The organism is Lutimonas halocynthiae (genome assembly GCF_030409835.1).
Classification (GTDB): domain Bacteria; phylum Bacteroidota; class Bacteroidia; order Flavobacteriales; family Flavobacteriaceae; genus Lutimonas; species Lutimonas halocynthiae.
This window is the reverse complement of sequence record NZ_JAUFQO010000004.1, coordinates 1,019,093-1,036,664: the sequence shown is the minus strand read 5'-3', so window position 1 is coordinate 1,036,664 and position 17,572 is coordinate 1,019,093. Positions and strand designations below refer to the sequence as shown.

Here is a 17,572-nt window from a genome sequence, read left to right as displayed (position 1 = left end):
TCATATGAGTGAGCCTACTGTTTTTATTGTTGATGATGATCTCTCGGTAAGGAGGGGGATTACACGCCTGGTTAAGGCTGCCGGTTTCAAAACAGAACCATTTACCTCTGCTGTAGACTTTTTAGAATCAGGCAAGTACGTAGACCCTGGATGCATAATTCTTGATGTTCGCATGCCAGAAATGACAGGCCCTGAGCTTCAGGAAAAACTTTATTCCGAAGATTTTGAGTTTCATTTACCCATCATATTTTTATCGGCCCATGGCGATGTGCCTACTACTGTGAAGGCCATGAAGATGGGAGCTGTAGATTTTTTGACAAAGCCTGTTGATGTTGATGAATTGAAAAAGGCCATTAAATTATCCCTGAAAAAAGATGCAGTAAACCGAATATCCCACGCAGAATTAGCAACTGTTCAAGAACACCTCGCTAATCTTACTAATAGGGAAATGGAAGTAATGAAATATGTCATTACTGGTATATTGAACAAGCAGATAGCAGCAGAATTAAAAATTTCTGAAGAAACGGTAAAAATCCATCGTGGACGTGTGATGCGGAAATTAGGTATAGTTTCTGTTGTAGAATTAGTTCACATATGTGAGTTAGCTGGTATTGCACCAGCAGAATTACCAGAAGATAAAAAGTATTTGGGCAGCATTTAGTTTAAAAGATTGTAAATTAAATGTACTATTCTTCCTGGATCATCTGCTAATCCGGGACATTTTCAACTTGATGTAATCCTTAGCCTTCATTCAAATATTCACGTCCAAACCGAAAGAAATACAAAGATCGAGAGCCCTGCTATCAACATTTTCCTACTATTCGAGCAGATTGGGGATGAGCTTGATGGGATAAATGAAAATCAGACACATATTGGTCTATGTGATTCTACCCTAAAGTAAAGGGCTTTTTACACTCTAGTTAGAAGATTAGGGCGATTGAAATACCGTACATAAAGAATCATTTGAGTTATTTATCAACAAGTACTAACTCATTTCAATCTAATAGTTAAGGATAAATCAATGTTATAATTCTTAACAAGAAGCTGGTCATTTTTTCGCCTATTTACCACTAAGGTGTTATTGTATTGTTTAATCACTATTTATATTTTTATTCTATGTTGATATGGAGTGGTTATGCAAAGCCAATTTCAATTAACCGGGCAATACAAATGAATATCTACCATTCCAAACTGACAATGTACCGGTTTTGTGTTGTTCAATCTCATTAATTGCCTGTCAATTTTATTTAAATGAAAATTGGGCAACAAGTGTTTGTGGTTGATGATGATCTCTCAGCTAGAATTGGCCTAACCCGGTTACTAAACGCTGCAGGTTTTAATGTACGCTTTTTCGCAGGTTTTAATGAATTCCTGAAGTTGATAAAGACAGAAAAATATGGTTGCATTTTACTGGATCCGCTTATATCTGGTTTTGAGACTACCGAGCTAAAAGAGAAACTTTCAAAGTCTGATCAAAATCTCGTAGTCATTTTCATCACTTCTGATTATAATGAAGAAACAAGAATGAAAGCCAGGGAGCTAAATGCTGTCGGGTTTTTTAATAAACCGGTTGATGGCCTGGCACTAATCGATGCTATTAAATGGGCCATGGTCAGAAAAGGAAACATCTAAAAAAGAAGTAAAATGTTTATAAATAAAGTTTCATGGCCACGGGTCAATAAATTACTCATTGGAATACTAATGGTCTTGATTGCCTCAAATGCTTTTACTCAAAATGTTGTTCCGGAAAATAAGTGGGGATTCCTAATTGAACCCTACCTTTTATTTCCAAATATGGCTGGGGATATTGGTATAAGAAACCTTCCAGAGGTAGAAGTAGATGCCAATCCCGGTGATATTTTTAGTAAACTCCGTATTGGAGGCATGCTCTATCTGGAGGCCCATAATGATGATTGGGCGATTACGTCAGATTTACTCTATATGAATCTGGAACAGGATGTTACACCGGGTATTCTCATCGGTTCGGGAGATCTTAATGCTCAGCAGTGGGCCTGGGAATTTGCGGGTCTTTACCGCGTTTTACCATTTTTAGAGGCAGGAATTGGCGGAAGACTGAATAATATTCAAGCCGACCTGGATATTAATCGCAATGAGATTGGTGGGGGAACAACACCCCTAAGTGCCGAAATATCCGAAACATGGATTGACCCTATCGTATTGGTTAGAGTGACCGGAGACATAAACAATAAGTGGATGTTTCAATTTCGGGGAGATGTTGGTGGATTTGGTATAGGCTCAGACATTTCATACCAACTCCAGGGCTTGGTCGGTTACAGGTTCACTCAAGTGTTTCAACTTACAACAGGCTACAGGATTCTTTCAATGGACTACGACGAGGGAACAGGTGCAAATCGTTTCAGGTATAATATGAAAATATTCGGGCCCATGATAAAATTAGGATTCAATATTTAAGCCAAATATTAATAATTAAATATATGAAAGTGATCACAATTGGCGGAGCAGCTGGCGGCCTTTCCTGAGCATCCATTATCACCAACTGGATGTAAAATTTCAAATTATTATGCAGAGCGCGAACCCTGCGTTTCCAAGGTTCCCTGCGGGTTGCAATATCCTCTATAACAACCATACATACCACTATTGTGTTATTGTTTTGTAAGCTTTTTTCTCATTACTTTATAAGATAACACATATATAAGATGGCACATACATACAATAGTACTTCTGCAAAACTGATCCTTTCTCTCGTTTTAATAACGAGTCTTACCCCTGCCAATTCCGGATATGGCCAGGAGGCGAAACACGAAATTCCCAAGGGTAAACAAACCGTTGTGGGACTTTATTTAACAGCGAAGGAAGCCTATGAAAAATGGCAGGCCGATCCCGAAAAGGTGAAAGTTCTCGATGTCCGGACACCCGAGGAATATATTTTTATTGGTCATGCTGAAATGGCCTGGAATATTCCTCTGGCATTTCAGACCTACGAATGGGATGAATCAAAGGAACATTATTCTATAGAACCCAATGCAGAATTCGTTGACCTGGTGAAAGATCAGTTCGGACCAGAAGATACCATAATGGTTACATGCCGTTCCGGGGGCCGCAGTGCCATGGCCATAAATATACTTGCCAAGAATGGGTTTAAAAACCTCTACAATATTATTGATGGCATGGAAGGCGATACGGTTAAAGATCCGGAAAGTCTTTATAAGGGAAAGAGAATGAAAAATGGCTGGAAAAATTCCGGGTTGCCCTGGACCTATGAAATTAATCCGAATAAAATGAAACTTCCCGAAGAATGAGAAAGTATAAAAAGATCATTATCCGCATAACATAAACCAATTTAAAGAATCTATTATATGAAAGTAATTATTGTTGGTGGAGTAGCAGGAGGGGCATCCTGTGCGGCACGCTTGCGCAGGTTAGATGAAAAAGCAGAAATTATCATGGTAGAGCGTGGACCCTATGTTTCATATGCAAACTGCGGTTTACCTTACCATGTCGGAGGTGTGATAGAAGAAGAATCGAGCCTCCTTGTTGCAAATGAGGAGCTCTTCCGTACAGTATTTGGTATTAAGGTCCGGACAAACTGCGAGGCCGTGGGTATCTCCCCAAAGGAAAAGACAATTACATTGCGTGATTTAGAAAGCGGGAAGGAAAGCACCGAATCCTATGACAAACTGGTGCTGTCTCCCGGGGCAGCCTCTGTTCGCCCGCCCCTTCCGGGAATAGATCTCCCGGGCATATTTCATGTGAGGACCGTGCCAGACGCCCGGCAAATCCGGGAGTGGCTCGAACGTGGCACCGCATTTCTGGCTGGAATGCATCTGTATTCCGGATTCCAGACTGTGAGGCCTAAAACCCGTGCAGTGGTTGTTGGTGGCGGTTTTATTGGTCTGGAAACAGCAGAAAACCTGATTCATCGTGGATTCGAAGTAACCATTATCCAAAGGGGTGACCAGATTCTGTCCCATATTGATCGGGAACATGCCCGTGTGGTCGAGTCTTATATGAAGGAGCATGGTATCCGCCTAGTGCTTGATGATGGCGTAACCGGATTCAAGAAGGCTGCCAACGGCGGTATTGAGGTGGAAACTCAATCCGGTAAATCCTATCCAGGGGATATTGTAATCCTCGCAATTGGTGTACGGCCAGATACCACGCTGGCAAAAACGGCCGGTCTGGAAATTGGCGAACGCGGTGGGATTCGGGTAGACGATCAAATGCACACCAGCGATCCGGATATCTTTGCCGTTGGCGATGTTATTGAAGTCAAGGATTTTGTTACAGGTGAGTGGAGCCATATTGCGCTCGCTGGTCCGGCTAACCGCCAGGGAAGAATCGCCGCTGATGTAATTGCAGGGTGCGATTCCTACTTCCGCGGCACCCAGGGCACTGCGATTATAGGGCTTTTTGGAGCTGCGATTGCCTGGACGGGTACCAGTGAAAAGACTCTAAAGCGCCTGGGAGATACAGATTACGAAAAGTACTATCTCTATCCTAATTCAAACGCCGGTTATTATCCGGGCGCCACGCCTATCGCCATAAAAGTCCTCTTCCGGAAATCGGACGGGCTGCTACTGGGAGCACAGGCACTTGGCAAGAATGGTGTGGATAAGCGGATAAGTACAATAGCTGCCCTGATCCAGATGGGAGCCACAGTGTACGATCTTGAAGAAACTGAGCTTTGTTATGCACCTCAATTTGGTAGCGCAAAAGACCCGGTGAATTTTGCCGGAATGATAGCTGCAGATATTTTACGGGGCGATATGCCAATCAGCCATTGGAGTACCGCCAAAGATGGTTTCCTGCTCGATGTGCGTCACCCAGTTGAACTAACTGTTGAGAACGTACCCGGAGCCTTCAACATTCCAATAGCAGAGCTGAGAAGTCGTTTGGATGAACTGCCAAAAGACAAAGAGATCAATGTCTTTTGCCGCTCCGGACAGCGTTCATACTACGCAACACGTATCCTTTTGCAAAATGGTTTCAAGGTCAGGAATATATCCGGAGGAATGCTCTCACGTGCACATAATTATTTGCTTGATGTTGAAAAGTATGAATAGTTGCCATGGCCGAAAACTTGTTATGAGTACCAAAGTTTTACATGGATTAAATAATCTGAATATGCCCAATTGGCCAGTAATATTGAATCTAATAGAAAGAAGAAAGATATGAACCAGATATTGCAATTTCTTGAAAACACATTTGAGCCATTGGTGTTTATTTTTACCGTGTCGAACCTCGCAATCATGGGACTCCAGGCAAAAATGCCAGAGCTTATCGTGGGATTAAAGAATAAGAAAGCCCTGGTGCTGATCTTTGTGTGGGGCTGGGTGCTGGGGCCCGCAATAGGCCTCCTGACTGCCTGGATTCTTCCTCTTTCAGAACCATTTGTAATTGGTTTGCTCCTTTGCAGTCTGGCGCCATGTGCACCGTTTCTCCCGCTGATGGTGACAAAAGCTGATGGAGACATGAACTTTGCAAGCGCACTGTTTCCACTGGTAGCCATTGGCACAATAATTTTTATGCCACTGTTAGCTCCTTTCCTTATCAAAGGGGTAACGCTCAGCCTCGGAGCTCTTGTAAAATTATTTCTCTTAAGTATGCTAATCCCATTGATGATCGGACTAGCACTCAAACACTATATGGAGACGGTATCCAATAAAATCTTTCCGTTAGTTAACTTGATCGCCAAGCTCAGTGCGTTGGCTACAATAATCTGGTCGTTCGCACTCTATTCCCCTGAAATGCTGGCTACGGTAGGAAGTTTTGGCCTTCTTTCAATGACAATTTTTATGGTTATCATAGGATGGATAACGTATCGTATTGGTTTTGGTATGAAACAAAATCAGCGCAGCGTTATGTCCCTGGGCATGCTCACACGTAATGGCGCTGTGGTCTTACTTGCTGCAATGACTGTTCCAGACCTTGACCCGCTCGTCATCACATATATCATCATGTTTATTTTATGGTCGTTTGTAATCGCAGCTATTGCAGCCCGAATTTTTGGTAAGCAGGCTTTTAAAAGCGTTGCGCAAAATTCAACATAAAAAAAAGAAGTACTATGGATTATTTACGGAAATATTTTCCTATCCTCGAATGGGGAACCCAATACTCAGGTAAGACGTTTATCAACGACCTGATTACCGGTGTGATCGTGACAATGATGCTGATTCCGCAGTCTCTGGCCTATGCACAGCTAGCTGGATTACCAGCGGAAGTGGGGCTGTATGCCTCAATAGCACCACTTATTCTGTATACAATTTTTGGAACTTCCCGTACACTTGCAGTTGGTCCTGTAGCAGTGGGCAGTCTTATGACCGCAGCGGCTGTGGCTCCATTGGCAGCACAGGGAACCCCCGAATATTTAGGAGCAGCCATTGCCCTGGCACTGATCTCCGGATTGATGCTGATTATTATGGGCCTGTTGCGACTCGGGTTTTTCGCAAACTTTCTCAGTCATCCCGTTATTGCCGGTTTCATAACTGCTTCAGGTGTACATATTGCAGCAAGCCAGCTAGGCCCATTACTGGGCATTCAAATTCATGGAGAGGCGCTGTTTGACCTTGTTGGTTCGATCATTGGCAGTATCGGGGATATCCATCTTTATACTGCACTCATTGGTGTGATCTCACTGATCTTTCTCTTCTGGGTGCGAAGTAAACTTAAGCCGCTCCTGATAAAATTAGGACTAGGGGAAAGAGCTGCAAGTATGCTTGCTAAAGCAGGTCCCGTTGCTTCTTTAGTAGCAGCAATTCTAGTGGTTGGGATCTTCAGGCTGGACGATAACGGCGTTACTGTTGTTGGCTTCGTACCCGAAGGTCTGCCCGAAATTGCTATGCCTCCAATTGATTTGGGACTCTGGTCAGGACTCGCTGTTCCGGCTCTGCTGATAGCCATAGTAGGATATGTGGAATCCATTTCCGTAGCGATGACACTAGCTGCAAAACGCCGCCAACGGGTTGATCCCGATCAGGAATTGATCGCACTTGGAGCTTCAAACGTTGGTTCAGCACTCTCGGGAGGATTTCCCGTGACCGGGGGATTATCTCGTTCGGTTGTCAATTTTGATGCTGGAGCAGAAACGCCTGCTGCCGGAGGATATACAGCCATCGGCATCGCTATTGCTACCTTGTTTCTCACACCGTTATTGTTCTTCCTGCCAAAAGCAGTACTTGGTGCAATTATTATTGCAGCGGTTTTATCACTTGTGGATGTGGGCGCACTTAAACGCACCTATGTTTATTCCAAAACAGATTTTGCAGCAATGGTAGCCACGATCCTGGTTACCTGGATAGAAGGAATCGAGGCGGGTCTTATTGTTGGTGTAGCACTCTCTATCTGTCTGCACCTCTATAAAACATCACGGCCGCATGTAGCTGTGGTTGGTCAGATCCCGGGAACAGATCATTTCCGTAATGTGAAACGTCATGCTGTAGTAACCGATCCCTCAATACTTTCACTGCGCGTAGATGAGAGCCTCTATTTTCCGAATGCCAGATTTATTGAAGATCAGATCAATGGAGGTGTTGCTGCCAATCCTGAAATCCGTGATGTTATCCTGGAATGTGCTGCGATAAATGATATTGACAGTTCTGCATTGGAAAGTCTTGAGACAATTAATCAGCGATTGAAGGATGGCGGGATCACTTTTCACCTGTCAGAAGTAAAAGGTCCTGTGATGGATCGCCTGAAACGCTCTCATTTCCTGAAAGAGCTGACCGGTGAGGTCCACCTGACCCAGTTCGATGCCGTGTTCAGTATCAATCCAGATCTGGCACACCAAACACGAAATTCTGAAAGAAAAGAAGAATGATTACTAAAAACGAGGTATTCAATAAAGAAGATATGAATTATATGAGATACAAACCACCTTGACCATTGTTTGCCATAGGGCCATATTGTAGTTAAATGTTTAAACCAAAAACTTAATAAAATGGAACAAATAGTAGAAAAAAAGAAAACATTAAATGGCGTCAGAACCGCCCGTGTCAATACCGACACCAAGCGGATCGACGACCTGAAGGAGCTCTACAGGAGCGTCCCCATGCAGCTCGATTTCCAGCGCGTGAGGATCATGAAGGAAGTGTACGAGGAAAACGTCGGCTATCAGCAGATCATCAAGCGATCCAAGTTCCTTGCAGCAGTGCTGGATCGCAAGGATATCTACATCGACGACAACCTCTTCGTAGGCTCCATGGCCGGTAGCCTGAATGCCATCTACACCCATCCGGAATGGAACGTAGTATGGATGCATCTAGAGAATACCGTGGAAAACTCACCGACCGAGGAAGACCGCGTGGCCAACGAATGGGCGCTCAATTACTGGGACACACGTTCGCGGAAGACCCGTTCGGAGGAGATCTTCCAAAAGAGGTACGGATACAGTCCACTCCCCGCTGTCGAGTCGATGCTTATTTGCTCGTTCCATGAGTGGCCGGGCGGTGGTGGCAACCTCAACTACCCTCTGGTATACGAGGAAGGTCTGGCCAGCGTAATCAAGGACTGCAAAGAGCGGATGAACGCCCTGGACATGCGTCTGGAGAATGCTACCAAGTTCTACTTCTATGAGGCCAGTATCATCGTGATGGAGGCGATGATTCGCTTCTCGCACCGTTACGCCAAACTGGCTCGTGAGATGGCAGCAGAGGAAAAGGACGAAACCCGCAAAGGGGAGCTGATTTCCCTGGCAGAAACCTGCGAACATATTCCCGAACATCCCGCACGCAATATGCGGGAAGCCATGCAGGCCCACTGGTTCGCTCACCTCGCCGCAGAGCTCGAGCAGGTCGGCTGCGGCTACTCGGAGGCCTACCTGGGCCAGAAACTGGATCCGTACTTTCAGGCCGACAAAGCAGCTGGACTGCTTGACTACGACGACGCGGTCTTCATGTTCCAGAACCTCACCATCAAGCTGAACGAGCTCAACTACTACTATGGCGCGAAGGTATCACTTCAGAATTCTGCCGACACGGGACAGACCATCACCCTTGCGGGCTATACCGAGAATGGTGAGGACGCCACTGCGGAGATGGACTATGTGATCGTCGATGCATGTACCTATCTGGGTCTGCCCCAGCCTCCGATGTCTTGTGCGCTGACCCCAAAGACGCCGGGCAAATTCATCGAAAAAGTCCTCGACTGCATCGCGACTGGTGTGGGCATGCCCCAGTTCGTCAACGCCGACGTGATGGTAGAACGGGCCCTGCATCTTTGGGGTCCCGACGGCTTGTCTCTAGAAAAATCCAGACGCACCGCTATTGGGGCCTGTGTGGGAAGCTACCCGCAATACGAAACCGGTCACCCGGTAGAAGGACAGCCCAACCTCGGCAAGATTCTCGAGCTGACCATGAACAACGGCTGGGATCCGGGCACAAAACAGCAGGTCGGGCCCAAGACGGGAGATCCGGAGGACTTCAAAGTCTTCGAGGAATTGTACACCGCCTTTGAGGGACAGCTTCAATACTGTGAAGATGTTCTCCGCCGGTTCGCCTGGATTTCGAGCATGCTGGACGCCGAAATGCTCCCGTGCACCTGGCGTTCCCTCATGACGAAGGGATGCCGCGAGCGCGGTATCGAGACGTGGAATGGCGGGGCCAACTACTACACTGTCTCCCAGATCTCTGTTGGGCAGGTGGATGCCGGCAACGGGCTGATGGCGGTCAAGGACCTGGTCTTCGACAAGAAGAAGCTGACCATGAAGAAACTCAAGGAGGCCATGGCGGCCAGCTGGGAAGGTTACGAAGATGTCAGGAAGATGTGTTACGAAGAGGCGCCGAAGTACGGCAACGACATCGACGAAGTGGACTTCATGGTTAGAAGGGTCAACGACAGTATTCTGAAGGCCTTCAACAGTGTGGATGGCGGCGGTTTCTACCTGGACCGTAACTGGAAGGGGGGACTGGACCAGTACACCAAGAGTATCCACAACCTAATGGGTAAGTTCACCGGTGCAATACCAACGGGCAAGTACCCCGGGGTGGCACTCACCGATGGCAGTCTGTCGGCCATGCCGGGTACCGACACCAAGGGCGCGACCGCGCTGGTGTTGTCTGCAGCCAAAGGCAACGATCCCGTCCTGTGGACCGCGACGCACATGAACTGCAAGCTTCCGCCGGATCAGCTCGACACCCGTAAGGGAAGGGAAGGCATGATGTCCCTGGTCAGGACTTTGTTCGCCAATAAGGGCTTCCACATCCAGTTCAATGTGCTGGATACTGAGAAGCTGAGAGATGCACAGAAACACCCGGAAAATTACCGCGATTTAGTGGTTCGTGTAGCCGGATTTAGTGCTTTCTTCTGTCAGCTCGACAAAGGAGTACAGGATGAGATCATCGAGCGTACGCTCCAGCATACCTAATAGTGATGAGCTAAATTGGATTCAGGTAAGGCATAACGCTTAGTTATGCCTTACCATCCTTAGTATAAAATGGTAAAATAACAAGATAGAAAATCATGAAAGAAAATAAAAAACGTATAGCCATTGTTGTGGGAGCTGGTTTTGTGCCGGCAATCAATGCGGTGGTTAAGGGTGCAGGGCTAGCTGCCAATCAATTAGGCTGGGAGCTTATTGGCATCCGTGATGGCTTTGCAGGATTGCTGTATCCTGATCGCTACCCTGATGGCGGACTGGTAGATCTTAGCTCAAAGCTGATTGATAACCTTGATCCGATTTCAAGGAGTGTTCTCGGTCAGTCTGCACGCGAAGATCCATTTAACGTGCGCACCATAAATGAATACGGGATGGTTGAAGAGGTGGACATGTCTGATGAACTTCTGAATAAGTTAAAAGCAGAAAATATTGATGCAGTCATTTCAGTAATTAGTGGAGAGGGATTAAGTATTTTTTATAAGCTCTCTAAAAAAGGCCTTAAAACAGTTTGTGTTCCGCTGTCGGTAGAGAATGACATTTCTTCTACTGCTGTATCTTTTGGATTTAACAGCACACTCTCTCACAATATTGAAATGTTGGACAGGGCCATTGAAGCCGCCAGGGCGGCCAGGAAGATTGCAATAGTTGAGGTATTGGGTGAACAAGCCGGTTGGTTGGCGCTACAATCAGGAAATGCCGTAGGTGCAGATGCCATACTCATTCCTGAAATTCCGATGGATCTGAAAAAATTAGCAGAAAGGTTGAAAGAAAAAATAACTCTCTCAAGACCTTACGGTCTGGTTGTGGTTGCACAAGGAGCAAAAATTATTAATAAAACTAAAAAGAAGGAACCTAAATCTTCCCTAAAAGCGACGCTTTCACCACTGGCTTCAGAAGAGACCAGCAGTGAATACGTGATCCAAACTTCAGGAAAAGTCGCCGATATGGTAGCAACAGAGTTACAGCTTTTAATGGCAGAAGAAACCTATCCGCTGGTGGTGGGCCTTTGGGCCAGAGGAGGACGCCCTACTGCTGTGGATAGACAATTAGGTATAGCCTACGGTGCTGAGGCAGTTGAGGCATTAAAAGAAGATAAGCATGGCGTAATGGTTTCTTTTATCCCTCCTGAAATCAAATTCATTCCTCTCGCAGAATCGATCAACAAAGTAAGAACCGTACCGGCTGAAAGTGTCTTCTTAAAGACCGCAAAATCAATCGGTATCTACGTCGGAAAGGAGGGTAGCACAGATGAATAACGAATCAAAAAAAAACAAAGATATAATGGGTACAGTACTAAACATTCAACGATACTGCAGTCATGATGGTCCGGGTATCCGAACAACGGTTTTCTTTAAGGGCTGTTCATTGCGCTGCAAATGGTGTTCAAACCCTGAAAGCATACACCTAAAACCGGAACTTTCCTATGAATCCGAAAAGTGTAAAGGCAAAGCATGTAGTATTTGTCTTAAAGCTCCGTTTCCTGAAGGCGCTTTCTATTTTGTTGAGGGCGGTGATGATAAAGTAAAAGTAAACTGGCATCTGGCCAGGGATTGTAATGAAGAGATGGCTTCACTCTGTCCGGAAGATGCACTGGGAATGTTTGGAAAAAAAATGACCGTAAATGAGGTTCTTGATGAAGTAGAAAGAGACGCTTCATTCTATCGGGATACGGGTGGCGGTATGACCATCAGTGGTGGAGAATTAATGCTGCAACCTGATTTCGCAGCTGCCTGTTTGCAGGAAGCACACGATCGGGGTATCCATACAGCAATAGAAACTGCATCCAATGCACCCTGGTCTTTCCTTGAGAAAGTATTACCACACGTTGACACCATGCTTCATGATTATAAACTTATGAATTCGGAGCGTCATAAAAAATGGACTGGGGTGGGCAACGAACGGATCCTGGAGAACTTCAAAAAAGCCTATGAAACTTTTCCTGACATCGATTTTATTGCACGTACACCACTGATACCAGGGGTTAATGCGAATGAGGAATTTGTTCGGGCTGTTCTGGATTTTATAAAACCTTACAAAAACGTAATCGAATATGAACTATTACCCTATCATCGATTTGGTCTTGCCAAGTATGGACTGCTTGGAGAGATATATGAACTTGCTGATTACAAAACACCTTCGGATGAGTTGGTTAAGTCCTTAGAGGCCATCATTGATGAAGCTTTTGGAAGAAATAAGGAAGAGCAAATTAAGGAATAATTAGAAATCATGATGGTCACTCGTATTAGATCTACAACGAGAATAATGTCGGATCGATTGGTGACACAAGGCTTTTGCCGAAGGCGAAAAGTAATAATATCATTGATGCTTTTGTTGTTTTTTGCATGTGATGTGGATATTTATGGTCAATCACAAGAAAATGCCACGAATCAACAGCTTTGGATCGATTTTTATCTTCATTATTCAATAAACGAAAAACTTGAGTATTATGGCGATACCGGCTATCGCACCATTGCGAAGGAGAGCTGGAACAGAATCTATGTACGCCCTTCTGCACGCTATAGTTTTTCAAGAAACTGGGAAATTCATGGGGGATTAGGTTTTTTTTACACTTTCGGCAATAGTAGCGACTCCAATCAGTTTGAATTTAGACCCTGGCAAGGCATACAACTTAACTGGCCAAATTCAACCTACATAAGTTTCAAGAACCTGGTCAGAATTGAAGAACGCCTATCTTATGACACCAGTAACTGGGAATCAAGTTTTGACATTCGTTTTCGATATAAGCTTTCAACGAAAGTTGTATTCTCCGAAAGCAGCAGTCTAAAAAATGCTTATGCAACCTTCTATGGAGAAATCTTTGTACCAGTAAACGATAATATTGATGAAGTTTACCGCAATCAAGGCAGGGCCGGAATTGGATTGGGATATAAGGTTTTAAAAGACTGGCGATTCTCTTTCGTGTGGAACTGGCAAAAATCAAGATCTGGACCCAATGACGAATTCCATGTTTCTGAATATATATATCAATTGAAAATCATTAAACATTTTAAATCAAAGAAAATCAACTAAAATCAAAACAATGAAAATGAGAAAGAAAGAACGCCTTTTGCATACATTAGATCTATAGCTTACTTCTAATGCTTGCAACTGAACATTCTTTGAAGACTTACAGTGATGAACCTGATACCGGAGATTCAGGATTCTATGCCGGTCTTGGTGCAGGTTTCACTATAAATATTAGCGAACTTGTATTTATCAATATGGAATATGAGTAGGCTTACTTATCCAATAGCTGGTACCGGGATGGTTTTATGCACGCAGTTATGCTCGGATTAGGCTTTAAGTATTAATCCCTATTAAATAAAAATTTTACAATTACGCTAAAATCAATAATAACCTTAAAATAAATTGAATTATGACTAATCATTCCAAACTAAAAAGTCTTTTAAATTATCTTGTAACAGTATCATTTTTGATATTGGCAAGCAATCAATTATTGGCTCAGAACATACCGGGAGATCATTCGCGCTGGATAGGCGATATCGAAGGGCCGGTAGTAGATGAGCGAGGAAGTGCGAATGTCTATGAATTCCATTTCGAGGAGAGTGGAAAAGTTAAAGTTTTCAGGCACATGCCTGTAGAGAAACGAGAACAGACCTTTGATTTTGAAATGGCTGGTCTTGATATAAAGCTTACCGGAGACAGCAATGGGCCTATCGGAGAATTGGCTGGTCAAACCCTCAGACATGATGGTGACACTAAGTATGTCTTCAAGTTTATTGACGGGGAAACCGACATTGTAATGAAGAAAAGCATCAGGTGGCTTAGCTGGTTAAATATTGCGTTCATCTTTGTTATGTTATTTGTGGGTGCTGAAATAACAAGTCGCTTCAAGTGGGCTCCATACGTCTTTTTTCTTGTATTACCCCTCTGCCTTATTCCTTTATGGATGACTTCAGACATGGGCTGGTTTCGTTACGCCAAGCTTATCGCTATCATAGTTGGTGCGATGTTCATAACGATAACAAGGTTTAATCTTAAACCTAAGCATATCAAATATGGAGTTTTTCTCGTTGTGTTTGGTCTGGCGTTCAACATCTTGGAGGCAGTAACACAGGACTTTAGCCAGCCTTTTCTACCCAATAAGTTAAATGCGCTTGCGGGCTTCATGAATATCCTCACCATCTACCTTTGGACGACGATACGGATTAATAACAAAAAACCTCACAACTTCCAATGGCCGGGAATGGTTATATTTTGGATTATTGCATATGACTTGTGGAACATCTGCTTTGTCTACTTGAATTTCCCCAACACAGTTCATTACACAGCGCTTGCGGTTATTCCTGTACCTACCATTATTGCAATCTTTTTAGCGAGCGGAAAATTTGCCTGGATACAGGCGAGAGCCTATAGCTTGGTATTTTATATGATATACGTAGTTACAATTTCAACTTTTGATATGCCTGTATCGTTGATTGAGCCTCTGCCTCGCGGCGATGGGTGGATCTGGGCATTGGTGATATTAAGTCTTGGGTCGAATGTTGTTTTACTTGTCCTTCAATGGAGATACAGATTGACCAAAAAAGCGCCTAAAAATATTGACGTTGGGCAAAATGCTGTCGAAGGCACTCCACCAATGTTTGGATAGATGCGAAGCTCGATGCAGACCAAATTATATTTTTTCGAAATCTAATTAGTGCTTCCTTTTCTACCCCTTTTTCCAAACCAATAAATTTGGAAAAAGGGGTAGAGAAAGGAAGAAATCCATCCAGATGGGGCACAAAAAAATAGACCTGAATCTACATAAAACCAAAACGTTACCATTTAAAATAAAAGATATGAACAATAAACTTCTAGTCCTGATCGCGGTACTGTTTTTACTACTACCAGCCATAGGTATGTGCAGCGAATCAGTTAGCGATGTAAATACACAGGAATTCCCAAGAAGCTTGGCAAGTTACAACGATTCCCATATGGAGAGCATTCCACAGATCCTGCTGCACAGAATCCGGACGGAGCCCCTCAATTTGGTTGTCACCATAATCTTCTTCTTGGCCATCATTCACACTTTCCTGGCGGGCAAGATATCGAATATCAGCCGCAGGCTAAAGCGTCGTCACGTTGAAAGAATAATCAAGGGGGAAGCAAATGAGGGTTCCGTAGATATGACAGCTGAATTGTTACACTTTCTGGGTGAAGTCGAGGTCGTATTTGCTATCTGGCTCTTACCGCTGGCGATAACAATCGTATCGTTCCTTGGCTGGTCCTCTAATGTTCATTATATTCATGAAGGTGTCAACCTTACCGAGGCAGCATTCATAGTTGTAATCATGGTACTTGCTTCAACACGCCCGATACTGAAACTGTCAGAGAAGATGATGTCGGGAGTAGCGAAGCTATTCGGCGGTTCACTGTCAGCGCTTTGGTTTACCATATTAACCTTGGGTCCTTTAATCGGATCTTTCATAACTGAGCCTGCTGCGATTACCATCTGTGCCATGCTGCTGTCACAAAAGTTCTATGATCTCGGACCAAGTACCAGGTTCAGGTACGCTACGCTCGCTCTTCTTTTCGTCAATATTTCGGTGGGAGGCGTGTTGACCAATTTTGCGTCACCACCGGTTCTGATGGTTGCGGGGCCCTGGAACTGGGGCAACGGTTTCATGTTAGTCAATTTTGGATGGAAAGTGATTATTGGGATACTGATTAGCAACGGTCTATACTTCTGGCTGTTTCGCAAAGAACTGGCCAACATGGAGCATACTTTTGAAGTCCAGGAAATAAAGGACATGATTGAACTGAATTATATTACGCAACAGGCAACAGAAACGGCTTGGACTGAAGCTGTGCAACAGGGTGAGGAAAAGGATAAACTAATCGATACAATGCGCAATACTGCAGAAAAATTTGGCATGGCCATTCGCCAGAAAATGAAAAACACCGATCTATCAGAGCTCGAAAAGATGGGCTTTGACAGGGAATTAATCAATGAAGCAACAGATAGACGATTCGAGGAAGCCAAACTGTACCGTAAACGTCGTTTCCTTCCCCTCTTGCTGCCAAGAGAGGATCGTGCGGAGTTTAAAGATCCAGATTGGGACAAGCGTGATGATGCCGTTCCCGCCTGGATTACCATAGTTCATATCCTTTTCATGGTGTGGACCATTTTTAACTCTCATTACCCGGAATTGTTTATTCTCGGTTTTCTGTTCTTTCTCGGATTTGCAAAGATCAGCTCCCAATATCAGAATAGAATCCAATTGAGTCCGCCCATGCTTGTAGGGCTTTTTCTTGCTGGTCTGGTTATTCACGGAGGCCTTCAGGCGTGGTGGATTGAACCGGTACTCGGGAATTTATCAGAAGAAATGCTTATGATCAGTTCAACAGTGCTGTCTTCATTTAACGACAACTCCTCTATCACCTTCCTGAGTACCCTGATTCCTGGATTCACAGATAATCTAAAATACGCAGTTGTGGCAGGAGCAATAGCAGGTGGAGGTTTGACTATCGTTGCCAATGCAGCAAATCCCGCTGGAATGTCCTTACTGAAGAAGCATTTTAATGATGATGTGGCACCACTACAGTTGTTGAAGGCAGCACTTGTACCAACAGTGATCCTGTGGTTGTGCCTGGCTATATTGTAACGGGTGTAATGGTACTTGCGGATTTATATCTGTGAAAGGGGTCTCCCGCCCCTCACACAGCTATCTCGCTAAAACAAGACAATAACCTTGAAGACTATGCCTTGATCAATCACTATTGCCAACAACGCTATAAGCAATAGCTTCAATTCGTAACACAAGAAAAATATAAATCTCACTGTTAGGGTTGATTACCTTCAATAAAACACATTAAATAGCTGTAATTCAATAGTTTAAAATGCGGGTTCGAGTCCCGTCCAGACCGCAATAATAAGTATTAAGGACTAAGGACTAAGTTCTAAGGAAAAAGTAATTTCACTTAACACTTAACACTTAACACTTAACACTTAACACTTAACACTTAACACTTAACACTTAACACCTGCCTGCGGCAGGCAGGCTTAACACTTAAAAAGTAAACACTGAGGTTTTTTTGTTTTATAGACTTTCCTAACCTTATTTCACCTTTTCAATTCAATCTTCTTGTGAATCCTTTGTGCTATAAGGATCGTATTCAATTAACTTCTTTCAGAAGGTTTTCCTTCATATTTAACTCGTTTTTTTCTGAGGTCAAACAGGGGTTATTTGAGAATTATGATTTTTAATAATAAAT

The 17,572-nt window shown here is 44.0% G+C and carries 14 protein-coding genes; all 14 read left to right on the top strand.

Translation table 11 applies throughout. The features are described from left to right. The first annotated feature begins 4 nt into the window (after positions 1-4). The 14 genes from QWY87_RS10250 to QWY87_RS10185 all read left to right on the top strand — a co-directional run bounded on the left by QWY87_RS10250 (position 5) and on the right by QWY87_RS10185 (position 16,962). Positions 5-661 carry a response regulator transcription factor gene (locus QWY87_RS10250; protein WP_290290852.1) on the top strand — a complete coding sequence of 219 codons (657 nt, stop codon included), beginning with the start codon at positions 5-7 and terminating at the stop codon, positions 659-661. Between the two features lie 590 nt (positions 662-1,251). Further along, complete coding sequence (locus QWY87_RS10245) at positions 1,252-1,632, top strand: response regulator (RefSeq protein WP_290290851.1); 381 nt, start codon at positions 1,252-1,254, stop codon at positions 1,630-1,632. Between the two features lie 12 nt (positions 1,633-1,644). After that, positions 1,645-2,433 carry a hypothetical protein gene (locus tag QWY87_RS10240; protein WP_290290850.1) on the top strand — a complete coding sequence of 263 codons (789 nt, stop codon included), beginning with the start codon at positions 1,645-1,647 and terminating at the stop codon, positions 2,431-2,433. Between the two features lie 245 nt (positions 2,434-2,678). Beyond that, the gene (locus QWY87_RS10235; protein WP_290290849.1) at positions 2,679-3,281 is read left to right on the top strand and encodes a rhodanese-like domain-containing protein; all 603 of its coding nucleotides are present in this window, start codon (positions 2,679-2,681) and stop codon (positions 3,279-3,281) included. Positions 3,282-3,338: 57 nt separating this feature from the next. Continuing rightward, the gene (locus QWY87_RS10230; protein ID WP_290290847.1) at positions 3,339-5,045 is read left to right on the top strand and encodes an FAD-dependent oxidoreductase; all 1,707 of its coding nucleotides are present in this window, start codon (positions 3,339-3,341) and stop codon (positions 5,043-5,045) included. A gap of 69 nt (positions 5,046-5,114) precedes the next feature. Beyond that, on the top strand, positions 5,115-6,032 hold the full coding sequence (locus QWY87_RS10225) for a bile acid:sodium symporter family protein (RefSeq protein WP_290290846.1): 918 nt from the start codon (positions 5,115-5,117) through the stop codon (positions 6,030-6,032). Positions 6,033-6,046: 14 nt separating this feature from the next. Further along, positions 6,047-7,798 carry a SulP family inorganic anion transporter gene (locus QWY87_RS10220; protein WP_290290844.1) on the top strand — a complete coding sequence of 584 codons (1,752 nt, stop codon included), beginning with the start codon at positions 6,047-6,049 and terminating at the stop codon, positions 7,796-7,798. Between the two features lie 120 nt (positions 7,799-7,918). Beyond that, entirely contained in the window at positions 7,919-10,342 is a 2,424-nt protein-coding gene (locus QWY87_RS10215; RefSeq protein ID WP_290290842.1) for a pyruvate formate lyase family protein, read from the top strand. Between the two features lie 95 nt (positions 10,343-10,437). Next, positions 10,438-11,610, top strand: coding sequence for a 6-phosphofructokinase (locus QWY87_RS10210; protein WP_290290839.1), 1,173 nt, complete (start codon positions 10,438-10,440; stop codon positions 11,608-11,610). 25 nt (positions 11,611-11,635) lie between these two features. Beyond that, positions 11,636-12,571 (top strand): glycyl-radical enzyme activating protein, encoded by a 936-nt coding sequence (locus tag QWY87_RS10205; protein ID WP_290290838.1) that lies wholly within the window; start codon positions 11,636-11,638, stop codon positions 12,569-12,571. Between the two features lie 105 nt (positions 12,572-12,676). Continuing rightward, complete coding sequence (locus QWY87_RS10200) at positions 12,677-13,384, top strand: DUF2490 domain-containing protein (RefSeq protein WP_290290836.1); 708 nt, start codon at positions 12,677-12,679, stop codon at positions 13,382-13,384. A gap of 68 nt (positions 13,385-13,452) precedes the next feature. Beyond that, complete coding sequence (locus QWY87_RS10195) at positions 13,453-13,590, top strand: hypothetical protein (RefSeq protein ID WP_290290834.1); 138 nt, start codon at positions 13,453-13,455, stop codon at positions 13,588-13,590. Between the two features lie 140 nt (positions 13,591-13,730). Continuing rightward, complete coding sequence (locus tag QWY87_RS10190; RefSeq protein WP_290290833.1) at positions 13,731-14,966, top strand: DUF5692 family protein; 1,236 nt, start codon at positions 13,731-13,733, stop codon at positions 14,964-14,966. Between the two features lie 190 nt (positions 14,967-15,156). Next, positions 15,157-16,962, top strand: coding sequence for a putative Na+/H+ antiporter (locus tag QWY87_RS10185; RefSeq protein WP_290290830.1), 1,806 nt, complete (start codon positions 15,157-15,159; stop codon positions 16,960-16,962). Positions 16,963-17,572 lie beyond the last annotated feature (610 nt).